The 17,149-nt window shown below is 64.6% G+C and carries 17 protein-coding genes and 1 riboswitch; of the genes, 7 read left to right on the top strand and 10 right to left on the bottom strand.

All coding sequences use genetic code 11. The features are described 5' to 3' along the window. Positions 1-69 precede the first annotated feature (69 nt). Both C795_RS0105515 and C795_RS0105520 read right to left on the bottom strand, forming a co-directional pair. A complete protein-coding gene (locus tag C795_RS0105515; protein ID WP_017792758.1) occupies positions 70-429 on the bottom strand; it encodes a cupin domain-containing protein in 360 nt (119 codons plus the stop codon). A gap of 122 nt (positions 430-551) precedes the next feature. Then, a complete protein-coding gene (locus C795_RS0105520; protein WP_017792759.1) occupies positions 552-1,895 on the bottom strand; it encodes a Fic family protein in 1,344 nt (447 codons plus the stop codon). Positions 1,896-2,103: 208 nt separating this feature from the next. On the opposite strand from C795_RS0105520, the gene C795_RS0105525 reads away from it, so the two are divergent. Genes C795_RS0105525 through C795_RS0105535 form a run of 3 tightly spaced genes read left to right on the top strand, consistent with a single transcriptional unit; the run spans position 2,104 to position 4,970 of the window. Continuing rightward, on the top strand, positions 2,104-3,030 hold the full coding sequence (locus tag C795_RS0105525; protein ID WP_017792760.1) for a sugar phosphate isomerase/epimerase family protein: 927 nt from the start codon (positions 2,104-2,106) through the stop codon (positions 3,028-3,030). Between the two features lie 20 nt (positions 3,031-3,050). Continuing rightward, positions 3,051-4,067, top strand: coding sequence for a Gfo/Idh/MocA family protein (locus tag C795_RS0105530; RefSeq protein ID WP_017792761.1), 1,017 nt, complete (start codon positions 3,051-3,053; stop codon positions 4,065-4,067). Positions 4,068-4,097: 30 nt separating this feature from the next. Further along, entirely contained in the window at positions 4,098-4,970 is an 873-nt protein-coding gene (locus C795_RS0105535; protein WP_017792762.1) for a sugar phosphate isomerase/epimerase family protein, read from the top strand. A 58-nt stretch (positions 4,971-5,028) separates the two neighbouring features. On the opposite strand, the gene C795_RS0105540 is transcribed toward C795_RS0105535, so the two are convergent. Beyond that, on the bottom strand, positions 5,029-5,415 hold the full coding sequence (locus C795_RS0105540) for a ParB N-terminal domain-containing protein (RefSeq protein ID WP_017792763.1): 387 nt from the start codon (positions 5,413-5,415) through the stop codon (positions 5,029-5,031). A 112-nt stretch (positions 5,416-5,527) separates the two neighbouring features. Here C795_RS0105540 and C795_RS0105545 point away from each other — a divergent pair, with 112 nt between their 5' ends. After that, positions 5,528-6,097, top strand: coding sequence for a YdeI/OmpD-associated family protein (locus C795_RS0105545; protein ID WP_017792764.1), 570 nt, complete (start codon positions 5,528-5,530; stop codon positions 6,095-6,097). A 34-nt stretch (positions 6,098-6,131) separates the two neighbouring features. Here the strand turns inward: C795_RS0105545 and C795_RS0105550 are convergent, their stop codons facing one another. Both C795_RS0105550 and C795_RS0105555 read right to left on the bottom strand, forming a co-directional pair. Then, positions 6,132-7,595 (bottom strand): SulP family inorganic anion transporter, encoded by a 1,464-nt coding sequence (locus tag C795_RS0105550; protein ID WP_017792765.1) that lies wholly within the window; start codon positions 7,593-7,595, stop codon positions 6,132-6,134. 37 nt (positions 7,596-7,632) lie between these two features. Continuing rightward, positions 7,633-8,385 (bottom strand): sulfite exporter TauE/SafE family protein, encoded by a 753-nt coding sequence (locus C795_RS0105555; RefSeq protein ID WP_017792766.1) that lies wholly within the window; start codon positions 8,383-8,385, stop codon positions 7,633-7,635. A 268-nt stretch (positions 8,386-8,653) separates the two neighbouring features. On the opposite strand from C795_RS0105555, the gene C795_RS0105560 reads away from it, so the two are divergent. Continuing rightward, complete coding sequence (locus C795_RS0105560) at positions 8,654-10,087, top strand: sugar porter family MFS transporter (protein WP_026139479.1); 1,434 nt, start codon at positions 8,654-8,656, stop codon at positions 10,085-10,087. Between the two features lie 75 nt (positions 10,088-10,162). Here the strand turns inward: C795_RS0105560 and pnuC are convergent, their stop codons facing one another. Next, complete coding sequence (gene pnuC / locus C795_RS0105565) at positions 10,163-10,876, bottom strand: nicotinamide riboside transporter PnuC (protein WP_017792768.1); 714 nt, start codon at positions 10,874-10,876, stop codon at positions 10,163-10,165. Between the two features lie 68 nt (positions 10,877-10,944). Beyond that, positions 10,945-11,073: riboswitch (FMN riboswitch) on the bottom strand. A gap of 160 nt (positions 11,074-11,233) precedes the next feature. Then, positions 11,234-11,602, bottom strand: a complete 369-nt coding sequence (locus C795_RS0105570) for a hypothetical protein (protein ID WP_017792769.1) — start codon at positions 11,600-11,602, stop codon at positions 11,234-11,236. Between the two features lie 138 nt (positions 11,603-11,740). Here C795_RS0105570 and C795_RS0105575 point away from each other — a divergent pair, with 138 nt between their 5' ends. After that, entirely contained in the window at positions 11,741-12,790 is a 1,050-nt protein-coding gene (locus tag C795_RS0105575) for a Gfo/Idh/MocA family protein (protein ID WP_017792770.1), read from the top strand. Between the two features lie 98 nt (positions 12,791-12,888). Here the strand turns inward: C795_RS0105575 and C795_RS0105580 are convergent, their stop codons facing one another. Both C795_RS0105580 and C795_RS0105585 read right to left on the bottom strand, forming a co-directional pair. After that, the gene (locus C795_RS0105580; RefSeq protein ID WP_017792771.1) at positions 12,889-13,896 is read right to left on the bottom strand and encodes a sugar phosphate isomerase/epimerase family protein; all 1,008 of its coding nucleotides are present in this window, start codon (positions 13,894-13,896) and stop codon (positions 12,889-12,891) included. A 43-nt stretch (positions 13,897-13,939) separates the two neighbouring features. Next, positions 13,940-15,127 carry a Gfo/Idh/MocA family protein gene (locus C795_RS0105585; protein ID WP_017792772.1) on the bottom strand — a complete coding sequence of 396 codons (1,188 nt, stop codon included), beginning with the start codon at positions 15,125-15,127 and terminating at the stop codon, positions 13,940-13,942. Between the two features lie 190 nt (positions 15,128-15,317). Here C795_RS0105585 and C795_RS0105590 point away from each other — a divergent pair, with 190 nt between their 5' ends. Continuing rightward, on the top strand, positions 15,318-16,343 hold the full coding sequence (locus tag C795_RS0105590; RefSeq protein ID WP_017792773.1) for a LacI family DNA-binding transcriptional regulator: 1,026 nt from the start codon (positions 15,318-15,320) through the stop codon (positions 16,341-16,343). An 11-nt stretch (positions 16,344-16,354) separates the two neighbouring features. Here C795_RS0105590 and C795_RS0105595 read toward each other — a convergent pair whose 3' ends face one another. Continuing rightward, positions 16,355-17,089: a hypothetical protein gene (locus C795_RS0105595; RefSeq protein ID WP_017792774.1), complete on the bottom strand. Its 735-nt coding sequence runs from the start codon at positions 17,087-17,089 to the stop codon at positions 16,355-16,357. Between the last annotated feature and the right edge of the window lie 60 nt (positions 17,090-17,149).

Consider the following 17,149-nt stretch of genomic DNA (forward strand, 5'->3'; position numbering starts at 1 on the left):
ATTGATCCGGATCAAATAGAACGGGCGTGCGAGGGAACTTCCTCGCACGCCCGTTCTGTTCGGTCGATGTTAGGCGAACATCGTGTAGACCTTCTTGAGGTGCTCAGTGACGGTCCAGAAGCCGGCCCAGCCGGGCTCGAAGACGACGAGGTCGCCCTTCGTGACCTCGACGGGGGCCTCGCCGTCACGCTCGACGGTCATGGCGCCTTCGAGCACGTAAATGACCTCGCCGCCGTCGGTGAAGTCCCAGCGGGAGCGGCCGACCGCGGTCTCCCAGAACCCAGCGTGGTGCTTCTCGTCGCCCGACGAATACACGTTGACCATGCCGGTCTGGATGTCCTCGCCGAGCGGGTCTGCCAGGGGCAGATCGAGCGGTGCGATGGTCTTCTGATCCTCGGTGATGTCTGAGACCCGGAGTGCAATTGCCATGAAATTCCTCTTCGTATTTCGTGCCAGTGGAGCGTTTGCTCTGGGCTCAGGCTAGCAGCGACGCCCCAAACAAAATGAAACCAAAAATTTTGTTTCGTTTTGTTTGGGAACCGAGCCCTCACCTATCTGCGAGTGATTGCTTGAAGCCGCTGCGTGAGCTCACCACCGGCAACCCAAATGGCGGGCCTAGTTTTTGGGAGGCGGGCGAGGAGTTTGAGCTCTTCAAGATGCTTTAAGTCGTTTCTCGCGGTTTGCTCGGTCACGTGGAAACGTCGGGCAACCGCGCTTGCCGTGACGGTTGAGTACTCGCCGTCGTTGAAGGATTCAAGGATCTGGGATTGACGAAAGCTGAACTGTTCAGCCAATGTTGCGAGCGTTCTTTTGAGCTGGGCGTTTTCTGCTTGTTTGCGTGCGATGTGCTCGTCAAGGTTATCGAGGGATCGTTTGAAGACGCGTAGTTGATGGAGCACGAAGTAGGTAAGATCCCCATCATCGTCTTCTGCATGCTGATAGGCGTCGCCATACTTTCCAGGGGCTTCGCGGAGGATTCCAGAGATCGTGGCAAACTCAGCGAGCCAGTAACCATTGTGCAGCATGGACCAATAGAACGCCGTTCGAGCCAGCCTGCCGTTTCCGTCTTCGAAGTAGTGGTCGTACCCAAACATGAAGTGAGTAATAATCGCCCGTACGACCGGGGGCAAGTAGGGGGAGCTGTCGGTAGCACCGTTTGCAAACTGAACTAGAGTCTCGAGTCGTTCAGGTAGCTGCGCTGCGGGAGGTGGGACGTGGACACAAACGTCTCCGGCCCAGACGCTGATGCGTTCATCATCTTCAGTCTGTATCCGACCGGAGTGGTCGGGGTTTTCAAGTGTGTTGGTTGTCAAGGTCTCATGGAGCCCAAGAACGAATTCTTGAGAGAGTGGCCCCGACGCTGCCTCTTTCGCTTCCTGCATCGCCAGATAGTTATTGAGGATCATGATTTCTGACACATCTCGTGGAGTCCTGCCACTATCAATCATTTCCACCGCTACCCGGCGGCTCGTGGAGGCGCCTTCGAGCTGGCTTGAGCGAATTGACTCGTCTAGTAGCGAGCGCACCAGATAGAGGTCCGTGTCTGCGCGGTTGAGGTCGTTTTTGCCTCCCCCGACAATTCCTCCTGACCGGCGAGCAATTTCCTCAGACAGTTGAAGCACCTCGTCGGTGAGGTTTACAGTGAGCGGCGTGCCTTCCTTGTCGAGCAGCGGGAGCGGTCGAGCCTGGTTGGCGCGCTTCATCTTGACAAGAAACCACCATTCCTCGGAGGAGAGGCCCTCCGGGGGTGTTTTTCGTGACAGCTTGTCCCAATGTAGGTATGCGGAGTCGTCAATCTGTGAGGAAAACAGTAGGGGAAGAAGCCGTTCGCCGACTTCGTGGAGTACCTCTTCCCGGAGAGCGGGGAAATCTGGAGAGGGCTGGCGAAGGGGCATGTTCTCATCATAAGTGATTGAAACAAAATGAAACCAAAAATTTTGTTTCGTTTTGTTCGAGTTTGGGATCGGCTTGAGGGGTGGGGTGGCGGCTCCCGGTCCATGGGTGTGTGGGGCTGGCGGCTCACAGCATTTTGGCCTATTGTCATATCAAAGGTGCGACCACAGGGGCCGTGCCAGAGAAAGCGCGAACGATGGAGTTTGAATCGTGAATGATCAGCCGCCCGCAAACCCCGGCCTGCGCATCGGCACCGCCCCCGATTCCTGGGGCGTCTGGTTTCCCAACGACCCGAAGCAGGTGCCCTGGGAGCGGTTCCTCGACGAGGTCGTCGAAGCTGGCTACGAGTGGATCGAACTGGGCCCCTACGGCTACCTGCCGACCGACGCCCACCAGCTTGAGGACGAGCTTGGCAAGCGTGGCCTGAAGCTCTCTGCAGGCACCGTCTTCACCGGGTTCCACAAGGGTGAAGAGGAGTGGCAGCGGGCCTGGGACCAGGCGCTCAACGTGGCGGGCCTCGCCTCAAAGCTGGGTGCCGAGCACCTCGTCGTGATTCCCGATATGTGGCGCAGCGACGCGACGAGCGAGGTGCTCGAATCACGCACCCTCACCGAGGACCAGTGGAAGAAGCTGGGGGCGGGCCACGACCGCCTCGGCAAGGCGCTGCTTGAAGAGTTCGGTATGAAGCAGCAGTTCCACTCGCACGCGGATAGCCACATCGGCACGACGCGTGAGGTCACGCGGTTCCTCGATGAAACCGACGAGCGCTACACGAACCTGTGCCTCGACACGGGCCACTTCGCCTACTACGGCGGCGACAACGTGAAGCTGATCGAAGAGCGCCCCGAGCGCATCGGCTACCTGCACCTCAAGCAGGTCGACCCGACCCTGATCTTCGACGTGCTGAAGAACGACACCCCGTTCGCCGAGGCCGTCGCCCAGGGCATCATGGTCGAGCCGCCCTATGGCATCCCCGACCTCGCACCCGTGATTGAGGCGGTCTCCAAGATCGACTCCGAGATCTTCGCGATCGTGGAGCAGGACATGTACGGCTGCGACGTCGACTACCCGGCCCCCATCGCCAAGCGCACCCGCGAGCACATCTTCGGCTGCACCCACCTCGCCCGCATCAGCTAACAACTTTCAAAGGACACACCATGACTGAAGAACTCCGCGTCGCCGTCGTTGGCGCCGGCATGATGGGCGCTGACCACATCAAGCGCATTACGAACCGGATCGCAGGGGCCCGGGTCTCGGCTGTCGTCGAGCCCGATGCTGGGCGCGCTGCTGCGGCCGCGGCCAACGCCCCGGGCGCGCAGGTGTTCGCGAGCGTCGAGGAAGCCATCGCTGCCGATGCACTCGATGCCGTGGTTATCGCGACTCCCGGCCAGTTTCATGCTCCCGTGCTGCGCCCCGCACTCGACGCGCGCCTGCCGATTCTGTGCGAGAAGCCGCTGACGCAGGATTCGGCAAGCTCGTGGGAGGTGCTCGAGCTCGAGCAGCAGCTCGACAAGCCCCATATCCAGGTCGGCTTCATGCGTCGCTTCGACGCCGAGTACCAGGAGCTGCGCAAGCTCGTGGAGTCGGGCGACAGCGGCGACCTGCTCATGGTGCGTGCGTTGCACCGCAACCCGTCGGTGCCCGACAGCTACACGCAGGACATGCTGATCAATGACTCGGTTGTACACGAGTTTGACGTTGTGCCGTGGCTCGCGGGTTCGCGCGTCGTGAGCGTCGAAGTGAAGCACCCGCGCCGCAACTCGCATGCCCCTGAGCGCCTGCGCGAGCCGATCCTCGTGATCATGGAGCTCGAGAACGGCGTACTCGTCGACGTCGAGATGAACGTCAGCGTGGCCTTCGGCTACCAGGTGGCGACCGAGGCCGTGTTCGAGCAGGGCGTCGCCCGCATCGGCCAGCCCTCGGGCATGCAGCGCTGGGAGGCAGGTAACTTCATCGTCAAGGAGCACGAGAGCTTCGTGACCCGCTTCGAAGCGGCCTACGACTCGCAGGTGCAGCGCTGGGTCGACGCGGTGCGCCGCGGCGACCTCGTGGACGGACCCAACGCGTGGGACGGCTACCTCGTCGCACTGTCGTGTGAGGCCGGCGTCAAGGCGATGCATGAGGGCGGCGTCGTGCCGGTTGTTGCTCCCGAACGCCCCGCGTTCTACGCCTAGTCCACCCGCCACCCGTACTTAGGAGTCACGATGGTTCGCATTGCGCTTGACCCCACGCCGTACAACAACACGGTGCACCTGCTCGATTTCCCTGATCTCGTCGCCCGCCTGGGCTATGAGTACCTGCAACTCACGCCCAACCCCGACTTTGGGCGGCACTTTCACTACCCGAAGGTCGACACGGGCATGCTACAGACGCTCAAGAAGCGGGCTGCAGACGCCGGCGTGACGATCACGTCGGTGCTGCCCGTGCAGCGCTTCTCGTGGCCCGAGGAGCCGCAGCGCGAGGCTGCGGTGCGCAACATGAAACGCTACATCGAGATCGCGTCGGAGCTCGAGGTGCCCATGGTGAACACCGAGTTCTCGGGTCGCCCCGAGCGCTCAGAGGACTCGGAGGCCGGCTTCTACAAGTCGATGGAGGAGCTGATCCCCGTGCTCGAGCGCGCGGGGGTCCAGCTCAACATTGACCCGCACCCCGACGACTTCGTCGAGGACGGCCTTGAAGCATGGCGCATCATTCGCGGCCTCGATTCGACGCAGGTGGGTTTCGTCTACGTTGCCTCGCATTCGTTCCACATGGGCGACCGTGCGACCACGCTCATCCCCGAGCTGGGCGACCGACTCGGCGCGGTGTATGCAGCCGACACGTTTGACCACAACCGTTCGAACGGGCTGCGCTACATCACGAACCCGCCCGGTAACGCCGTGCGCGTGCACCAGCACCTTGCCATCGGCGACGGTGACGTGAACTGGGACGAGCTGTTCGGCACGCTCAAGGCGAGCGGCTACCTCGACCGTGAGGACGCGCTCATTGTGTCGAACGTGTTCGCCGAGGATGAGCGGGCCGACGAGTACTCGCGCTCGCAGCTGGCGAAGCTGCGCGAGCTCATCGCGAACGCGTAGCGGCACACGGTCTCGCAACGTGCACGAGCCCGCTCCCCGGATGCGCCGGGGGCGGGCTCTAGTACTTCCAGCCGAGCTCGGATGTGCCCGACATCGCAGCCTCGGCAAATGACTCCTCGGTGCAGTCGCCGCAGTTCGGGGTGAAGACGCGTGCGGGAGCCGCAAGTCCGTGGTGCGCGGCGGCCCAGGCCCGGTGGTTGCCGTCGATGAGTTCGAGGCCCTGAGGGCCAGGCGTGACCAGGATCGGGTCGAGAATCCCCTCCGAAAGCACGGAATCCACGACGCGAACCAGCCATCCGGCGGGCTCGAGCGGCTTGTGTGCTCCGACCTCGACGTGCGCCAGATCAGCGACCGGGCGCAATCCGTAGTCGCGCGACCGCAGTATCGCGACGGTGTGCGCGGGCAGCACTTCGTCACGCACGCACTCACCGCACTGGTTGGTCACTGTGACCCCTCTCGAGCGACCCCACCGACTGAAGCCTCCCGCTACAGTACGTGGCCGGCGGCTGTGGCGCCACTCGCTTCGCGAACGCTTGGCATCACGCTAGGTTGTTGCCATGACAGAACGGGCAGAATCCGAGCCACTGGTGGTCGCCGACGTGACCGCGTGGCGAGCATGGCTGGACCAGCACGAGGCCAGTTCAGACGGGCTCTGGGTGCTGCTCGCGAAGAAAGGCACAGTCGATCCGACCTCGCTGACGTACCAGGATGCGCTCGAAGAGGCACTGTGTGGTGGCTGGATCGACGGACAGCGCAAGAGCGTCGATGCCCACACGTTTAAGCAGCGGTACACGCCCCGGCGGCAGAAGTCGCTCTGGTCGCTGCGCAACATCGAGATTGTGACTCGGCTGACGGCAGAGGGTCGGATGCGCGAGCGTGGATTCGCCGAGATCGAACGGGCTCAGGCAGACGGGCGCTGGGACCGGGCCTATGCGGGGCCGGCGACAGCCGAAGTACCTGACGAATTGGCCAGGGCCCTCAAAGCGCACCCGGCGGCGAATGCCGCGTTTGAAAAGCTCAACCGCACCGAGCGCTACAGTGCACTGCACCCCATACTTACCGCGACGACCGCTGCGACGCTCGAACGAAGAATCGAGCGCCTGATAGCGAGCCTCCTGCAGCGCTAGTTACGATCGCGCGCTCGGCCCGGGGCGCGGCGTTTCAGCTGAGTGACCCCGTGAGCCTGCCGTGAAACCGGGTGGAGTGCTCATCGAGGCCGGTGAATTGCACAGCGGTGCCCTGCTCGGCGTACTTCGTCTGCACTGAGTCGAGCGCCGCAACGGTGGAGGCGTCCCAGATCTGAGCCGCCGAGAAGTCGACGGTGACCGATGCAGGGTCTTCCGAGTACATGAACTGCTCGACGAGATCGTTGCTGCTGCCGAAGAAGAGTGGCCCGCGCACCGTGTACACAACTCCGGTGGCCCCAGGGACCCGGGTGACCGTGACGACGTGCGCGACCCTGCGCGCGAACAGCACCATCGCGAGCAGCACCCCCAGCCCGACGCCGATGGCGAGGTTGCCGGTAGAGACTGTTACCACCACCGTGAAGACCATGACCATGGTTTCCGACAGCGGCATCCGTCTAAGCGTCGACGGGCTCACGCTATGAAAATCAACGGTCGATACGGCGACCACCATCATCACGGCGGCCAGCGCGACCATAGGGATACGCTCCATCACATCACTGAACACGGTGACGAGCGCGAGCAAAAACACGCCCGCTACGAACGTCGAGATGCGCGTGCGGGCGCGGCCGAGCTTCACGTTCACCATGGTCTGGCCGATCATCGCGCAGCCGCCGATGCCGCCCCAGAACCCGGCCAGAATATTGGCGACGCCCAGCGCCCACGACTCCCGGCCCTTGTTCGACTTCGTGTCAGTGAGATCGTCGACGAGCTTGGCGGTGAGCAGGGTTTCCATGAGGCCGACAAAGGCGATGCTCAACGCGGTCGGCCAGATGATGGCGAGCGTCTCGAGATTGAATGGTGCGAGCCACGGGGTGATCCCGGGGAGGCCCCCAGAAACCGCGCCCTGATCGCCGACGGTCGGCACCGTGAGGCGGGCGAAGATGACAATCGCGGTGACCACGATGATCGCAACGAGCGGGGCGGGCACCGCGGTCGTGAGGCGGGGCAACCCGATAACGATCAACAGGGTGAGCGCGAAGAGCGGGTACACGAGCCACGGCACGCCCAGCACGTGCGGCAGTTGGGCCGCAAAGATGAGAATGCCGAGGGCGTTCACGAAGCCGATCATTACCGAGCGTGGAATGAACCGCATGAGCCGGGCCAGGCCCGTGACGCCGAACAGAATCTGCACGACCCCAGCGAGCACGACGGCGGGGAGCAGATACTCCACGCCGTGCTCGTGCACTAGCGGGGCGACGACGAGTGCGACGGCTCCGGCCGCTGCCGTAATCATGGCGGGCCGGCCACCCAGGATCGACATGGAGATGGCCAGCACGACCGAGGCGATGAGGCTCACCTTCGGGTCCACACCCGCAATGACCGAGAACGAGATCACCTCGGGAATGAGTGCGAGCGTCGTCACCACGCCGGCGAGCACCTCGGTGGTGAACTGTCGCGGGTGGCGCAGAGCCTGCAGCGTTGAAGGAGATGAGGTCACCGCTCAACCCTACTCGGGATGCGGCTCGGGGGGCGCGCTAGCTCACCAGCAGATAGACCGCCCCGAGCACAGTGCACACGATGACAGCCCAATCAAACGTGGACTGCTTCATACGGGTGGCGATCCGGCGCCCGATGAGCGCCCCCACAATGACACCCGGGACAAGAAACACGTCGAGCATCAGGGTGCCGGGGGTGATCAGGCCGAGGCCGATCGACACTGGCACCTTTGCGAGGTTGATCACCGCGAAGAACCATGCCGCGGTGCCGAGGAACGCCTTGACGGGAAAGCGGGCCGCGAGGAAATACATCGACATGACGGGGCCGCCGGCGTTGGCGACCATGGTGGTGAATCCGCCGAGTGCGCCGTAGCCGCTGCGTGCTACCGCGCCCACGGCAGCCCCGGTGCCGCGCGACCCCCGCGCCCGCTGCCACAGCGTGAACGTGATCACGAGCAGCAGGATCACGCCGATCACCTTGCGTACGGATCCATCATCGGCCAGCGCGAGAAACACGGCGCCGAGAGCGACGCCCGCGACGACGGCGGGAATCAGACGCACGAGCGTGGCCCAGTCGGCGTGACGACGGTAGGTAATGAGGGCGAACAGGTCGCCCACGATGAGCAGCAGCAGGAGGGCACCCGTCGAGGCGCGCGCTGGCATCACCGCGGCAAAGATGGCGATCGAGATAGTGTTGATGCCGGGCAAAGCGGTCTTTGAGAACCCGACGAGCAGGGCAGCCACCGCAAGTAATCCCCATGCGATCGGGGTGAGGGTGGGCAGCATTGTCATCACCCGTACAGACTATGGCTGCGTGCCATGTTTGTTCAATTGTGCTGACAAATAATGCAATCCTATGGGCATCAAATGAATTGTGTTCATATCGTGAAAGTGCCCCTGGCCGGGCATTCTGAAAGATTGCTGCGGGCTATTTTGTCCTTTTGACATGACATTGTTAGGCTGCGTGAAAGCGCGGCCGAGGAAGACTTGGATGCGTGAGTATGACGAAGTGGGGCCGAGCATCACACCAGCGCGGCCGCGCACGACGAAGGAGTCACTGATGTCCGCCCACACCCAGCCCGTGGCAGGGAAGCTGCCCGCCCTTACAAATGGGCCGCACAAGAAGCGGCTCGGAGTCGTCGCCCTGATCGCGACGTTTGGTGGGCTGCTCTTTGGGTACGACACGGGCGTCATCAACGGCGCGCTGCGCCCCATGGCCGCGGAGCTCGGCCTCACCCCCTTCACCGAGGGGGTAGCAACCAGCTCGCTCGTCTTCGCCGCCGCGTTTGGCGCGATGTTCGCGGGCCGCCTCTCGGATGGCTGGGGCCGCCGCAAGACGATCATTCTGCTTGCCGTCATGTTCTTCATCGGTACGATCTTTGTCGTCGTCGCACCCGGCCTCAGCACCCTCGTGCTCGGCCGCATCTTCCTCGGGCTTGCGGTCGGCGGCGCCTCAACCGTGGTGCCCGTGTTCCTTGCCGAAATGGCACCCTACGAAATTCGCGGCTCGCTCTCGGGCCGCAACGAGCTCATGATCGTGGTCGGCCAGCTCGCCGCATTCATCGTGAATGCGATCATCGGCAACACGCTCGGACACATCGAGGGCGTCTGGCGCATCATGTTCGCCATCTGTGCATTCCCCGCGATTGTGCTCTTCTTCGGCATGCTGCGGATGCCCGAGTCGCCCCGCTGGCTCGTCGACAAGGGCCGCACCGCCGATGCCCTCGCCGTACTGAAGACGGTACGTTCCGAGGATCGCGCGGTTGCTGAGTTCGACGAGCTCACACGGCCGAACGCCGCTAAGAAGGGCCGCCCCCAGCTCGACTGGCGCGCCATTTTCAAGAACAAGAATCTGCTGAAGATTGTGCTCATTGGCGTGGGAGTCGGCGTCGCCCAGCAGCTCACGGGCATCAACTCGATCATGTACTTCGGCCAGACGGTGCTCGTCGAGTCGGGGTTCGATGAGAGCGCCGCCCTCATCGCCAACATCGCTCCCGGCCTGATCGCCGTCATCGGTGCGATCATCGCCCTCACGATGATGGACCGCTTCGACCGCCGCAAGACGTTCATCACGGGCTACTCACTGACCACCGTGAGCCACCTGCTGATCGGGCTGGCCTCGCTCACGATTCCCGTCGGCAACCCCGCCCGCCCCTGGGTCATCCTGACACTCGTGGTGATCTTCGTCGGCTCGATGCAGACCTTCTTGAACGTCGCGACCTGGGTCTACCTCTCCGAGATCTTCCCGCAGCACATGCGCGGCTTCGGTATGGGCGTCTCGGTCTTCGCACTCTGGATCTCCAACGGATTCCTGTCGCTGTGCTTCCTGTCGATCGTCGACGCGGTTGGCATCACCGGCACGTTCTTCATGTTCGCCGCGGTCGGCGTACTCGCGCTGTTCTTCGTGTGGCGCTTCGTGCCCGAGACCCGCGGCCGCACCCTCGAGGCGCTCGAGGACGACGTGCGCACGGGCGCGATCTACATCCAGAAGTAGTTCCCGCTGCACGAGAAAAGCTCCCTCCCCGGCTTGGGGAGGGAGCAATTTTTGTGTGCTTGATCCGGATCCGGATCAGCCGACGCGAGAATCCTCGCGCGCCGGGCTCACTCGCGGGTCGGGCATGACCTGATCGATGCGCGGTTTCGCGCCCTTCTGCGCGCGCATCCACACGAAGAAGCCGACCGCGGTGAAGCCGCCGTAGAAGACGTACATGAGGCCGGTCGCGTAGTAGCCCGAGCTGAACAGCAGCGGCACCCCGACGATGTCGACGGCGATCCAGATCAGCCAGAACTCGGTCCACCCCTTGGCCATGCCGTAGGTCGCGAGCAGCGAGCCGACGAAGGTCCACGCGTCGGCCCACACCGGATCCCACGAGCCGAGCGCGCGAAACAGCGGGGTCAGCGCGATCGTACCGAGCGCGAGCGTGAGCACGAGGCCCACGCGGGTGCGGTTCGACGCCCAGCGCGGTGTGACCTGGCCGCCGTCGTTCTTCGCCTGGCGCCAGCGCACCCAGCCGTAGATCGCGACCGTGATGAACATGATCTGTCGGCCGGCCTGGCCGAGCAGGTTCGGGAGTTCGTGATCCGGATTCAGAATCGAGCCCAGAAACACCGTGAGTAGCAGCAGATTGCCGACGATGCCTACGGGCCAGGCCCAGATCTTGCGGCGCATGCCGCCGAACGCGCTTGCGAGCCCAAATATGTTGCCCACCACCTCGCGAACGAGCAGGGATTGCCCGCCGGGTAACACCCAGTGCGAGTTGAAGGCGTCGATCAGCCAGTGCAAGTTGTTTCTCCTCTCGGTAGTAGCCGCCGAGGAGAACGTGGGGCGCAGCTCATAAGCTATGGCCCACGCCCGTGCTTCTCTCATCCAGACTGTAACTGTCGGTATCGGAATTTCACCGATTCAACCTCAGCCCTTGCGGGCCTCGGGTCGCGGACTATCACCGCCGGTTCGGACTTTCACCGACCCCGGAGCACGTTTGTGTATCAGGTAGAACTGTAGCCCACGGGGTTCTATTCCCGGGCGTCGATGACGAGACCACATCGAAATGACGAGTCCATACGATAGTTGCGCGATTATCGTATGGACTCGTCATTTCGATATGCACCGGCCGGTGCCGGGGCCGTGTCCTACGCCGCGCTACGCAGCGGGGGCGTCGACGATGCCGGTGAAGCGGGATCCGACGCCGTAGGTGAATTCGCGGTGCGCGCCGGCGTCCGCGGGTTTAGGGAGTTCGCTGAGATCGTGGTCGAAGCAGGCGAGCATCGTGAAGGCGGGCCACCACTTCTTGGGGCGAGCCTGCTCGGAGTACCCACAGACCGCGCACTCGAGCTTCACCCACACGGGCTTCTTGCCGGTGCGGTTGGCGCGCGACTGCACGAGCCACGCGGGCGGGTGCTGATCGATCTCGTCGAGCTCGGCCTGGCTGATCTGGGAAGGGATTCCGTGGCGCTGCGCCATTTCCAGGGAAATGTCGAGCTGCAGGGCGGCATCGTATCGAGAGGGCATCCCTCAAGGGTACGCGGGTTGCGGTGAGCTGTGCTCCGATCCGCAGCGAGGGCGTACGCTCGAAGTGCTCGAGGGAGTCGTACAAGACCGCGCTGCGCGCCCGAGCTCGACGGCAGTATCAATGGAGAGGTGTGTGTCATGAGGATCGGACTGGTCGGATTCGGTGTGGGAGGGCGACTGTTTCACCTGCCCTACATTCAAGCTGCTACCGAGTGGACCCTTGCGGGCGTGGTGACGCGGTCGCCCGAGCGGCGTGCGGAACTTGCCCAGGCGGCGCCGGGGGTAGAGGCCTTCGACTCACTCGACACGCTTATCGACGCCGGTGTCGACGTGGTTGTGATTACGACGCCGCCGGCCACGCGTCGCGAGCTCGTGCTGCGGGCCCTCGAGCGAGGTGTGCACGTCGTCGCGGACAAGCCGTTCGCGCCCGACGCTGAAACCGCCCGCGAACTCATCGCGGCGGCCAAATCCGCGGGGCGCACGCTCACCGTCTTTCACAACCGACGCTGGGACACCGATCTGGTGACGCTGCGCTCAGTACTCGACTCTGGTCGGCTCGGCGCCATCTGGCGCGCGGACTTCGCGCTCGACCAGGACGACCGCACGATCCTCGATCAGGGCCCAGACGAGGGGCTACTGCGAGATCTCGGCGCACACGTTGTCGACCAGCTGACGCAGCTCTTCGGCCCCGTGGAGCGCGTCAACGCTCACCTCGACTGGGTCGGGGAGAGCGAAGGGGAGGGAGCCGAGGCGGTCGACAACCGGGTCGATGTTGGGTTCGCCCTCGGCCTGCACCATGCGAACGGTGTCTACAGCGCGGTGTCGTCGTCGAAGGGTGCGCGGCGGGAGGACCGCCGCATGATCGTCTTGGGGCGTGAGGGCCACTACGAGTCGCACATGAGTGACGTGCAGACCGAGCAGTTGCTCACTGGGCTCAGGCCTAACACCGATGGCGAGGTGTGGGGCATCGAGCAGGAGGAGCGCTGGGGCACGCTGTCGGTCGGGGACGGGCCGATCCGGATCCCGTCATTGCGGGGCGACTACAGCGAGTTCTATCGCGACCTGCATCGCGCGATCGAGGCCGGTGAGGAGCCCGCGGTGAAGCTCAGCGAGGCGCTGCACAACGTGGCGATTCTCGATGCGGCACGCGAGAGCGCGGTGCGCGGGGTGTGCGTCGACGTGGCCTAGGTTCGCGAGGCCCCTGATCGGGCGTCGTGGGGCCTTGAGTGGGGGTTATGCGGCGCCATGACCCCCACTTGAGGCCCCACGAGTGGTTCAACGTGCGATCACAGCGAAGCGGCGAGCGCCGCGTCGGCATCGCGCAGCACCTTTGCGGCGACCTCGAGCCCCTCGATGCGGCCGAGCGAGACATCCTCGTGCTCGATATTGACCCACATGTTGGGGTCGACCTCGCGCAATGCGCGCAGAAACTCGGTCCAGAACGCGGTGTCGTGGCCGCGGCCCAGAGCGACGAAGTCCCACGCCGACTGCTTCGGCCACTCGTTGGCCCACTCGTCACCGCCGAGGTTCGTGCGTGGCTCGTCCGCCGCAAGCCTGCGGAACGAGTTGTCGAGCACGCCGTTGATGCTCGCCCACTCCGGATTCACCCGCACGTCCTTCGCAGCGGCGTGGAACACGAGCTCGCCGAGGTGCCGCACTACGGCGACCGGGTCCATCTGCTGCCAGAACAGGTGCGAGGCGTCGAGCTCGACACCCACATGGGTGGCGCCCGTGAGTTCGATCAGCTTGTGCACGTCGGCCGAGTTGAAGACCAGGTTCTGCGGGTGTAGTTCGAGCGCGACCTTGACGCCGTGATCGGCCGCGAAGCGGTCCATCTCGCGCCAGAAGTTCGCCGCGATGTCCCACTGATAGTCGAGCACGTCGAGGGCGGCCGAGTTCCAGGCGTTGACCACCCAGTTCACGGTCGTGGCCCCGGGCTCGCCGCCGGGCAGGCCCGACATCGTGACCACCCGATCCTGCCCGAGCCGCTGCGCGAGCTGGATCGAGCGGCGCACGTCGTTTGCGTGCGCGTCGCCGATCGCGGCTTTGGGGTGCAGCGGATTGCCGTTGCAGTTGAGGCCCGCGGGGCTCACGCTCGTGCCCTCGAACAGGCCGAGGAAGTCGTCGCGCGCGGTGTCCGAGACGAGAATGTCGTCGCAGCTCGGAATGTGGAGCGAGGGGAGAAACCCGCCCGAGTTGAGCTCGATACCGGTGAGTCCGAGACCCTGTACGACCTCGATGGCCTCGGGGAGGCTGCGGTCGTGCAGGATCGCGTTGTAGACGCCAAGTTTCATGGGGTGTGCTGCCTTCAGTTTGTAAGTTGTTGTGTGGCGCTGGCTAGACCGTGACGGTCTGGCCACCCAGGGAGGCCGACTCGGCGACGGCGGCGAGAAACTCCATGTTGTGCACGCCATCATCGAACGTGCGGCAGCGGGGTAGCGACTCGGCCTCGGGGATTCCCGCGACCTCCTCGAGGAACGCACGCGCCTGGTGCACGAAGAGGTCGTTCTGCCCGATGCCAACGCCTGGGGCATCCATCGCCCAGCCGCCCGCGTAGCCGGGGTGTGCGGGGCCGAGCGGCACGGTGCGGTAGCCGGAGAGATCGCCCTGTTCGTCGTGCAGCATGACCTCGACCTGCGAGGGGTTCGTCTGCGACCAGCGGGCGGCACCCTTCGACCCAAAGACCTCGATGTACAGGTCGTTGGGGTGACCAGCGGCGACGCGTGACACCTCAAGGGTGCCAACGCAGCGCTCAAACTTCGCGTTGAAGGTGGCGTAGTCGTCGTTGGTGACGGGCGCGGTCTCATCGCTGACGTTGCCGCGGGTATGACCCACGACCTGGCCGAGCGGCTTGGGGCGCTCGGTGATCGAGGTGTGGAATCGGCCGCCGGAGACCTCCTGAACGTCGCCGCACAGGTACTCGGCGATGTAGCTCAGGTGGCTGCCGACGTCGCCGAGCGCGCCTGACCCCGCGGGACCCTGATAGCGCCAACTGATGGGCGCGTCGGGGCGGCAGCCGTAGTCGGTCCAGTAGCGGCCTGAAAAGTGCAGCACCTCGCCGAGGCGTCCGTCATCGATGAGCTGTCGCAGAAACGCGATGCCCGGGGCGCGCAAGTAGCTAAATCCGATGCGGGCTACGAGTCCGCGATCAGCTGCGGCGTTCGCATCGGTTGCCATCGCGCGGGCGTCTTCGATCGTGTCGCTCAGCGGCTTCTCGCAGAGCACGTGCTTGCCCGCGGCGAGCAGGCCCGCGACGATTTCGCGGTGCAGGGAGTTGGCGACGACGACGCTCACAACGTCGATGTCGTCTGCCGCTGCGATGTCGCGCCAGTCGGAGACGTGCCGCTCGAAGCCGAACCGCTTCGCCGCCTCCTGGCCGAGTGGAGCGTACACGTCACCAATCGCGACGAGGCGAATCTCGGGGAGGACAGGGCTGTAGACAGAAGCGGCTGCGCGGTAGGCGGCGGCGTGTGCCTTGCCTGCCATTCCGGCGCCGATGACGGCTACGCCAATTGATGAAGTCACGGGGGTCCTTTCGTTTGCGTCATTGCGACGAAGGGGCGCCGGCGGTAGTATTTGTCCTATCGTTGGAGCGCTCCAATTGGGATTAAGATAACCCGGATTAGATTGTTCTGTCAATATGAATTCAGCGTGACTCTGGGGGCACGCGGGCAACGGCAGATGTGGCTCAAGGCATTCGAGGGGAGACTCGGCAATGGTGGTGGCAAAACGACCGACGATCTATGACGTCGCCGAGCGCGCGGGCGTCTCAAAATCTCTCGTCTCGCTCGTGCTGCGCGACTCGCCCCGAGTCAGTGAGGAAAAGCGTGAGGCCGTGCTCGCGGCTGTAGCCGATTTGAACTACACGCCGAGCCGCCTCGCCGCCGGCCTCGCCGGCACCCGCACGCGCAGCGTCGGCGTCGTCATCGATGACTTCTCGAACCTCTGGTTCGTGGAGGCCCTCGCGGGCCTGCGCTCAGAGCTCGCCGCGGGCGGCTACACGCTCAGCGTCGCCGATTCGAGCCTCAATGCCCACCTCGGTCTTGACCCCATCGAGGCGTTTCGCGCCCTCCGCGTCGACGGTCTCGTGCTGGCGGGCGAGGCCTCCGCCGACGCCGTGACGCGCAGCGGCGTCCCGGCCGTCGTGCTCGGGGTGCGCGCGCTCAGCGCCGAGTTGCCCGAACTGCCGGTCATCGACAGCGACGAAACCGCGGGCGGTCATCTCGCGGTGCAGCACCTCGCGAGCCTCGGGCACCGCCGCATCGCGTGCGTGTCGGGTCCCGGCGCCAGCGCGGGCCAACGTGAGCGCGGCTACGCCGAAGCCATGCGCGAGCTCGGCCTCGAGCCGAGTATCGCACGGGCCCCCGACACCGGTGAGGCCGCCGCACGCGAGGTCGCGCGCGAGCTGCTCGCGGCGGGTTCGCGAGGGGCTGCGGGGCGATCCGGATCAAACCCCACCGCGGTATTTGCCGTCAACGACCCGATGGCCACGGGCGTAATTGGGGCCGCTCGCGAGCTGGGCCTCGCGGTGCCGGGCGACCTCTCGGTCGTCGGCTACGACGATTCGCCCCTCGCCGCCTATGGGCTCGTCTCGCTCACCACGATCAGCGGGGACCCGCGCGAGCTGGGGGAGGCCGCGGGGCGCGCGCTCGTCGCGAGGCTCGAGGGTGACGCGAGCCGGATCGAGTCGCGCAGCTTCACGCCGCGGCTGGTGCAGCGCGGGTCGGCCGCGGAGGTGTAGGCGGTCGATCCCTAGGGGACGATCGGGGGATTGCAGAAGTAGTCCTCGCAAGGCAGTAGCGGGGAGCGCGGGGTTGTGCCCGCCGGAGGGGTGAGTACCTCGGCTGCCCGCGTGCTGTCCATGAGTTGCATGCCCTTGGTGGTCATGACCCGTCGCGATACCTCGCACTCGGGCGAGAACGGGGGCTGCACGTAATCAAAGGCTCGCAGGGTCTCGGGCGAGAACTCCGCCTCGAGCCGTGCGATCTTGTCGCGAATTGCGCGGCTCTCGGGGCGACTTTGTATTTCTTCGATGGTCTCGTTGAGCAAGTCGTTGTCGGTCGTGGGTTCGAGCTTCTTGATGATTTCCCGAGGCTTGGGCTTGTGGCCCGGTGACACGGCGGCCGAAACGATTTCGCGTGATGTCGTCAGGGGGAGGTCTGCGCCGCGCACCGTGAGGTCGTAGGTATAGCCCGGAATGAGGTGCGTTTGGAGGCTGGGGTCGGCTGTGCACGTCGCTTGGTTGGTTGAGCGGAACGTGCCGCAGTCAGTGTGAATGCGGGGAAAGAATGAACCGCCACGGCGCCCCCTGGCTTCGAAGGGCTGCTCAGTGACCGTGCAGCTTGTTCGGGTTTCGGTGGGAAACAATGCGCTCGAGAGCGGCAGGCCGATCGAGACGAGAAGCCCCACTCCGAGGGCAACGACCGTGCCCCACGCCATGCGTTTCAGGCCCTTTCGTGGCCCGCGAGGTTCGCCCTGGTCATCCATGCCTTCTATTCTCACAGGCGGCATCGCGACGAAAGGTTTCGGGTGCACGCTGCGCTGGAG

This window comes from Leucobacter salsicius M1-8, assembly GCF_000350525.1.
Taxonomy (GTDB): Bacteria; Actinomycetota; Actinomycetes; order Actinomycetales; family Microbacteriaceae; genus Leucobacter; species Leucobacter salsicius.

Coding starts and splice junctions, on each gene's coding strand:
- C795_RS0105560 (WP_026139479.1), top strand. CDS start 8,654: ATGTCCGCCCACACCCAGCCCGTGGCAGGGAAGCTGCCCGCCCTTACA.
- C795_RS0105590 (WP_017792773.1), top strand. CDS start 15,318: ATGGTGGTGGCAAAACGACCGACGATCTATGACGTCGCCGAGCGCGCG.
- C795_RS0105595 (WP_017792774.1), bottom strand. CDS start 17,089: ATGGATGACCAGGGCGAACCTCGCGGGCCACGAAAGGGCCTGAAACGC.
- C795_RS0105570 (WP_017792769.1), bottom strand. CDS start 11,602: ATGCCCTCTCGATACGATGCCGCCCTGCAGCTCGACATTTCCCTGGAA.
- C795_RS0105520 (WP_017792759.1), bottom strand. CDS start 1,895: ATGCCCCTTCGCCAGCCCTCTCCAGATTTCCCCGCTCTCCGGGAAGAG.
- C795_RS0105530 (WP_017792761.1), top strand. CDS start 3,051: ATGACTGAAGAACTCCGCGTCGCCGTCGTTGGCGCCGGCATGATGGGC.
- C795_RS0105555 (WP_017792766.1), bottom strand. CDS start 8,385: ATGACAATGCTGCCCACCCTCACCCCGATCGCATGGGGATTACTTGCG.
- C795_RS0105535 (WP_017792762.1), top strand. CDS start 4,098: ATGGTTCGCATTGCGCTTGACCCCACGCCGTACAACAACACGGTGCAC.
- C795_RS0105515 (WP_017792758.1), bottom strand. CDS start 429: ATGGCAATTGCACTCCGGGTCTCAGACATCACCGAGGATCAGAAGACC.
- C795_RS0105575 (WP_017792770.1), top strand. CDS start 11,741: ATGAGGATCGGACTGGTCGGATTCGGTGTGGGAGGGCGACTGTTTCAC.
- C795_RS0105580 (WP_017792771.1), bottom strand. CDS start 13,896: ATGAAACTTGGCGTCTACAACGCGATCCTGCACGACCGCAGCCTCCCC.
- C795_RS0105545 (WP_017792764.1), top strand. CDS start 5,528: ATGACAGAACGGGCAGAATCCGAGCCACTGGTGGTCGCCGACGTGACC.